At 67.0% G+C, this 6,106-nt stretch carries 6 protein-coding genes; 4 read left to right on the top strand and 2 right to left on the bottom strand.

What is annotated here, in order from left to right; translation table 11 throughout:
• The 4 genes from AC3EO7_RS36415 to AC3EO7_RS36400 form a co-directional block, all read left to right on the top strand.
• The coding region (locus tag AC3EO7_RS36415) for a VirB4 family type IV secretion system protein (protein ID WP_435593701.1) at positions 1-2,734 on the top strand (2,734 nt) is incomplete at its 5' end.
• The gene (locus AC3EO7_RS36410) at positions 2,731-2,937 is read left to right on the top strand and encodes a hypothetical protein (protein ID WP_435593700.1); all 207 of its coding nucleotides are present in this window, start codon (positions 2,731-2,733) and stop codon (positions 2,935-2,937) included. The genes AC3EO7_RS36415 and AC3EO7_RS36410, both read left to right, overlap by 4 nt.
• 17 nt (positions 2,938-2,954) lie before the next feature.
• Positions 2,955-3,239 (top strand): hypothetical protein, encoded by a 285-nt coding sequence (locus AC3EO7_RS36405; protein WP_435593699.1) that lies wholly within the window; start codon positions 2,955-2,957, stop codon positions 3,237-3,239.
• A gap of 327 nt (positions 3,240-3,566) precedes the next feature.
• The gene (locus AC3EO7_RS36400; RefSeq protein ID WP_435593698.1) at positions 3,567-4,961 is read left to right on the top strand and encodes an AlbA family DNA-binding domain-containing protein; all 1,395 of its coding nucleotides are present in this window, start codon (positions 3,567-3,569) and stop codon (positions 4,959-4,961) included.
• A 191-nt stretch (positions 4,962-5,152) separates the two neighbouring features.
• Here the strand turns inward: AC3EO7_RS36400 and AC3EO7_RS36395 are convergent, their stop codons facing one another.
• Together AC3EO7_RS36395 and AC3EO7_RS36390 are read right to left on the bottom strand one after the other, a co-directional pair.
• Complete coding sequence (locus tag AC3EO7_RS36395; RefSeq protein ID WP_435593697.1) at positions 5,153-5,461, bottom strand: hypothetical protein; 309 nt, start codon at positions 5,459-5,461, stop codon at positions 5,153-5,155.
• A gap of 185 nt (positions 5,462-5,646) precedes the next feature.
• A complete protein-coding gene (locus AC3EO7_RS36390; RefSeq protein WP_435593696.1) occupies positions 5,647-6,075 on the bottom strand; it encodes a hypothetical protein in 429 nt (142 codons plus the stop codon).
• Positions 6,076-6,106 lie beyond the last annotated feature (31 nt).

The following is a 6,106-nucleotide window of genomic DNA, read 5'->3' as shown; positions in this document are numbered from 1 at the left end:
CCTGTCGGCCGACCTGCTGCTCGTGGCCGCGATCGGCCACCGCTTCCGCCCACGGCACCTCGTCCGATCACGCGGAAGCACCCGCGCCGAGACACCGCGCTGGATCGCCACCCGCGCCAATCGATCCCGGCCTCGCCCACCCGTCCCCACCGAGCTGTCCGCGAATCAGGTACGCCTGCCCGAGTCGGTGTCGAGCAGCGGCAGCGGTGCTGTCGGGGTGATCGACCTCGGCGCCGACGGGCTCGCCGTCATCGCGGTCGCCGGAACCCTCAACCTGTCGCTGCGCACCCAGGCCGAGCAGGACAGCCTTGTCGGTCAGCTCGCGGGCTGGCTGCACACTCTGCGCCAGCCGGTGCAGATTCTGGTGCGTTCGGCACGGCTGGACCTGACTGAGCACATCACCGGCCTGCACACCGCCGCCGAGCAGATGTCACCCGACCTCGCTGCCGCCGCGCTCGACCACGCCGATCACCTCGCCGAGCTGACCGCACGAGAGGACCCGACCCACCGGCAGGTGCTGCTGATCTGGCGCGAACCCACCGAGAGCCTGGCCGCCACCGGGCTGCGCGCCCGGCTGCTCGGCAGGAACCGGGCACGGCGGGCATTGTCCGGTGGTGCGCGCCGGGCGGCCGAGTCCCGGCTCCTACGTCGCATGAACGAGGCCGCCGATGTCCTTTCCCCGCTGGGTATCTCGGTCACCGCCCTCGATGACGTGGCGGCTACCGCAGTCCTGGCCAGCTGCACCAACCCGGAGGGCCTCGTCTCGGCCGCCGCCGACATCGCCGCCGCCGACGCGATCATCACCACCGACCCCCAAGTCCGGACACCCGACCCGTTCACCGGAGACGGCCTCGACCGGTTCGCGCCGGAATCACTCACGATCGGCACCCGGCATCTGGAGATCGGCTCGGACTGGACCGCGACCCTCGCGGTCACCGGCTACCCGCGAGAAGTGACCGCCGGCTGGCTCGCGCCGCTGCTCTCGCATCCCGGCCGGGTCGAGGTCGCGGTGCACATCGACCCCGTCGACCCGGCCACCGCCACCACCCGGCTGCGCCGCCAACAGGCACGCCTGGAGTCCTCGCGCATGCACGACGTCAGCCGAGGCCGCCTGACCGATCCGCAGGTCGATGTCGCGGTCGAAGACGCCGCCGACCTCTCGGCCCGCGTCGCCCGCGCCGAGGCCAGGTTGTTCCGGGTCGGGGTGTACCTCACCGTGCACGCCGCCTCGGAAACCGAACTGGCCGACGAGGTCGCCGCCGTCCGTGCGCTGGCGGCGAGCCTGCTCGTGGACACCTGCACCCTGTCCTACCGCGCCGCTCAAGCCTGGGCCAGCACCCTGCCGCTCGGGCTCGATTTCATCCGGGTGCAGCGGACCTTCGACACCACCGCCCTCGCCGCGGCGTTCCCTTTCGACTCCCCGCAGCTGCCTGCCGCCGACCCTGCCCAGGCCGACCGCCCGCAGGGCGTTCTCTACGGACGTGACGCCGCCTCAGGGTTGCTGTTCGTGGACCGGTTCGGTCCCGAGGCTCACAACCACAACCTCGTTGTGCTGGGCCGCAGTGGCGCGGGCAAGTCGTATCTGGTCAAGACAGAGATCCTGCGGTCGCTGTATCGCGGCATCGAGCAGGTGATCATCGATCCCGAAGACGAATACCGACGCCTCGCCGAAACCGTCGGCGGCGCCCACATCCGCCTCGGCGCACCGGGTGTCCGGCTCAACCCGTTCGACCTGGAAATCCACACCCGCCCCGACGGTCACCGCAGCGCCCCCACCGATGCCCTCACGCGACGGAAGCTGTTCCTGCACACCCTCATCCAAGTCCTGCTCGGTGACCAGAACCCCGCGCAGCGGGCAGCATTGGACACGGCCTTGGCGGCGACCTACGCCGCTGTCGGGATCACCGAGGACCCCGCCACCTGGACCGGGCCCGCGCCGACGCTGAGCGGACTGCGTGACCAACTCGCACGCCTCGCCACACCCGCTGCCGGGGAGTTGGCCGCCGCCCTGCACCCGTTCGTCGGCGGCGGGGCCTACGCCGGGTTGGTGGACGGGCCGACCACCACCGACCCCGAGGGCGGGCTGATCGTTTTCTCCCTGCGCGAGCTACCGGAGGAGTTGAAGACGATCGGGACCCTGCTCGTGCTGGACGCGACCTGGCGGCGCGTGTCGAGCCCGGCCAATCGACGGCCCCGGATGATCACCGTGGACGAGGCGTGGCTGCTCATGCGCCAACCCGCCGCAGCCGAATTCCTGTTCCGGGCCGCCAAGAGTTTCCGCAAACACTGGGCCGGACTCACCGTCGCCACCCAGGACAGCGCCGATGTCCTGTCCACCGAACTCGGGCGCGCGATCGTCTCCAACGCCGCCACACAGATCCTGCTGCGCCAAGCCCCGCAAGCCATCGACGAGGTCGCCGCCGCGTTCCGGCTTTCGGAGGGCGAACAACAATTCCTGCTCTCCGCGGCGCGCGGCAGCGGCCTGCTCGCAGTCGGGAGCACCGACCGGGCCGTATTCGCGTCGCTGGCCTCACCCACCGAGAACGCGCTGATCACTACCGATCCCAGTGAACTCGCTACCACCGGTGATACCGGCGACACCGACATCGACCTCGACCGGGTGCCGCCACTGGCCCCACTCACCGAACTCGAACCTACCGAGGCTGCAACCGATCTCGGCGACGACGACGTCGACACCGACAAAGAGGTGGTTCTCGACGGAGGTGTGGCATGAACGGATTCGCCGCTGCCGCACCACCGAACGTCGTCTCGTTGCGTCGCGGCGTGACCATTCCCGAATACATCGGCCCCGGTGGCGGTGTTCCTGCGACCTCGACCCGTGACTTGCAGGACCCGACGCTGCCGCTGGCCGGGCACACCACCCGCCACCGCCTCACCGCCCCTGCCTACCCACCCCCGGCCGCCCGCGCCGCCTGACCGACCAGGGAGCCCCCATGTGTGCCGACCACGCCCCGATCCCGTTCAACGCCCGCCAGCGCCGCATCCACCGCCCCGAACCCGACCAGCCGACCGGATCGACTTCCGGGGGCGGTAAGGGCCGGATGTGGGTGGGGCCGACCAGTGAGCAGACCCGCCGTCTGGTCGCCGAGAGCCGGATACGGCAAGGGCTGCCGCCCCAGATCGACAACCCGGCCGTGATCGAGTCTCTCGCGTTGTTCCTGCGCAACGCACTCAACACCCTCGACCGGGACCGAGACGAGCATCGCCGCGCGGCATGAGTGGTGTGACTGGCTACTTCGGTGAACCGCGACGTCGCTGATCGGTGAATCCTGACGGCGCCCCTGTGTGCCAGTGACGTTGTATCGGCGAAATCTGGCGTCACAGTCCGGCTCCACAACCGGCTGTTGCCGGTTCAGTCAGCGCGATCAGCGGCGAATCAGTGCGTTCTCCGTATCGGTCGTACTCTCACGTAGTACGGCTTGTCGGAATCTGGTTGCCGATCGCTCGCAGGCGAGCGCGGCGACCTGGTGCACCCCGGGCGATGCACACTGTAGGTGTAATCAAGAACCCTGATGACCGGCCCCCGTTCTGCCACAATGCTGCCTGTGGCGATATGGCGGCACAGAGACCTCGAAGACATCATCGGCGCACTGCTGGACTCAAATGGGCTCACAGAAGCCGCGATCCTGGAACTGGTGCAGCAGATCCCCGCCGAATCAGAGTTCGTCGACTACAAAAGCCGCGACGAGTTCAAAAAGCCCCGCGGACTCAAACCCTGGTCCATGGAACAAGAACACGCCAAAGATGTGTGCGGATCCGCGAACGGCCGCGGCGGACTACTCATCTACGGGGTCGAGGACCTGGCCAAAGCCCCCGCCCCTGCGGACCGAATGCAGCCCTTCGACGCTTCCGCCGACCGGCACGCCATCATGGAACAGCTCCGCCAGGATGTACGTGCCTACAGTGCGCCCACCCCGGCGTTCGAGGTGTTCGCTGTCGAGAGTGATCTTAAGCCCGGCTGCTTCTACCTTGTCGTGGTCACCCCGGCGAGCCCGAACGCCCCCCACGCGGTGACCGTCCCCAACGGGGAAGCCCGCAAAGCACTGCACTACTACCTGCGGATCCCCGGGGAAACCTCCCACCGGCATCTGCTTGAACACGAAGTGTTCGAACGCTACCAAGGGCGGATCCGCACCCGGGCGCAACGCGAACAACGCCTCGAAGAGGTGTGGGCACACGCGCAGCAGGAACTGCTCGCCCCTGGGTCCCACGTCTGGGTTGCGGTCGCGGTCATCCCGGACATGCCTGCCGATGACTTCCTCAACGCACGTGCACGTAAAGAGGTCATCGAGTGGGATCAGAGTCAGCGCTTTCCCAACTCGATCCTGCAACCCAACACCGGGGTCGGGGACTACCCCTTCCCTGCACCCGGCGCAATCGTGTTCACCAATCTTGATCGGCCGGGCGGGGAATCGGTCCCTGCGGCGATCAACACCTACCGGCAAATACACGCTGATGGCACCGCGTTTGCGGCGGAGCGAGTTTCACCGCAGAGCATCGAGTCCTGGCCGGTGATCTTGGATACGGATTACCTGGTCGACAGCCTGTGCGCAATGACCCTTCACGTTCTCTCGTGGGCGTGTGAACGAGCCGGTGGCCGGGGGACCGCCACGGTCCGAGCCGCACTGGTGAGCAGGCCGGGATCCTCGACGAAACTCGACAACGCAGCTGGAGCCCAGGTGCACGGGCTCCGTCAACTCGATCACCACACGATGCCGGTCACCACGACCTCGACCGATCTCGCCGAACTCGTTGACACCCAAAGCATTCTGCGAGTCGCGAGTGTGGCCGCCACCAGGATCGTGCAAGGGTTCGGTATGCCGGAGCCACCGTGGCTCACCGAGGACGGTGAGATCGATACGAGGATGGTGCCCCGTGCCGCATTGGGGTACGTCCGGAAGTGGATGGAAATCCACAACGTGCCAAGCCCGGGGCGCTGACGCTGGTCAAGGCCCGCGAACATCTGGGACCAGTTGGCGATCGCGAACCGCAAATCGTCCTGCGCTGGCCGGTTCGGTCAGCGCGATCAGCGGCATGAGAGTGCACGTGGCTACGTGACGACCTCGCCGAACCGTACTACATTCGGCATGAACGGCTTTCGGGCTCAGCGCTGTGACGGCGCGCCGTATTACTAGCTCGCAGTGCTGCCCCTGGCAGTCCCGGAGTACTTTTGATGCAGCTCTTTGATCAAGACGTCGGCTTCAGCGATCGCGGCCTTGGCCTCGGCGAGTCGGCCCACCACCGTTGACCGGTCCGCGAGAATCCGCAGGCTGTCGGCGAGTATCCGGGACACGGAATCACCGCAGTGTTCGAAGCGCTCGCGGTAGACGATCACGCACTGCTGCGCGGCGGTATATGCTTCCGCGCGGGCGTGAGCACGCAGGCGCGCGGCCAGTTCGGGCTGATAGGTGTCGGGGTCGCGTTCGGCGAGGCGGCGCAAGTGGGTGATGGATTGTTCTACGTCAGTGAGCGATTCTTCGATAGCTGTGATGTTACCGCCTGCGAGTGCACCGGCCCGTTGGCACGACCTCGGTTGCGGTGTCGTTTGGCGGGGACGTCATTGATATCTGTATCGGCTTCGCGATCCGTCCAGCTGTGTGCGCCCTGACGGGTCTGCCGCACTGTTCATTTCATCGGCTGTTGGCCTGGGAGTGCGGCGGTTTCTTCCCGCGTGAGCGCTGTACGTAGCCGTTCGGCGCTCTCGCGCAGCCAATCCGCGTTGTCGGGGGTCAAGTACGGCCTTCCTTCGTACGGATTCCGTGCGACGGCTTCGGCCTGCTCCGTCCGCATGCGCAGTACTTCGATCGGAAGCTGGTGACCAGGTACGAGTTTGGTGCCCGACTGATCGTAGACAGCGACCTGGTAGCGGCAACCCGTCCAGACAGTGACCATGTCGCCATGGGATTGCACGTCGAAGTGTGCGTCGCCGATCACATCCTCCACGTGATCGGCGTCGTCGTATGCGATCGTGAACACATCACCCGGACGCATCCAGTATTCCTCGGCCAATGGCTCGACCCATACTCCGAGCATCTTGTCGTTCTCGTTGGTCAATCTCATCTTCGGCACGCTGCATAGTAGGGCG

Source organism: Nocardia sp. bgisy118 (assembly GCF_057708605.1).
The sequence above is the reverse complement of the archived record's forward strand: the minus strand, read 5'-3'. Positions and strand labels throughout refer to the sequence as shown.

Coding starts and splice junctions, on each gene's coding strand:
- AC3EO7_RS36410 (WP_435593700.1), top strand. CDS start 2,731: ATGAACGGATTCGCCGCTGCCGCACCACCGAACGTCGTCTCGTTGCGT.
- AC3EO7_RS36405 (WP_435593699.1), top strand. CDS start 2,955: ATGTGTGCCGACCACGCCCCGATCCCGTTCAACGCCCGCCAGCGCCGC.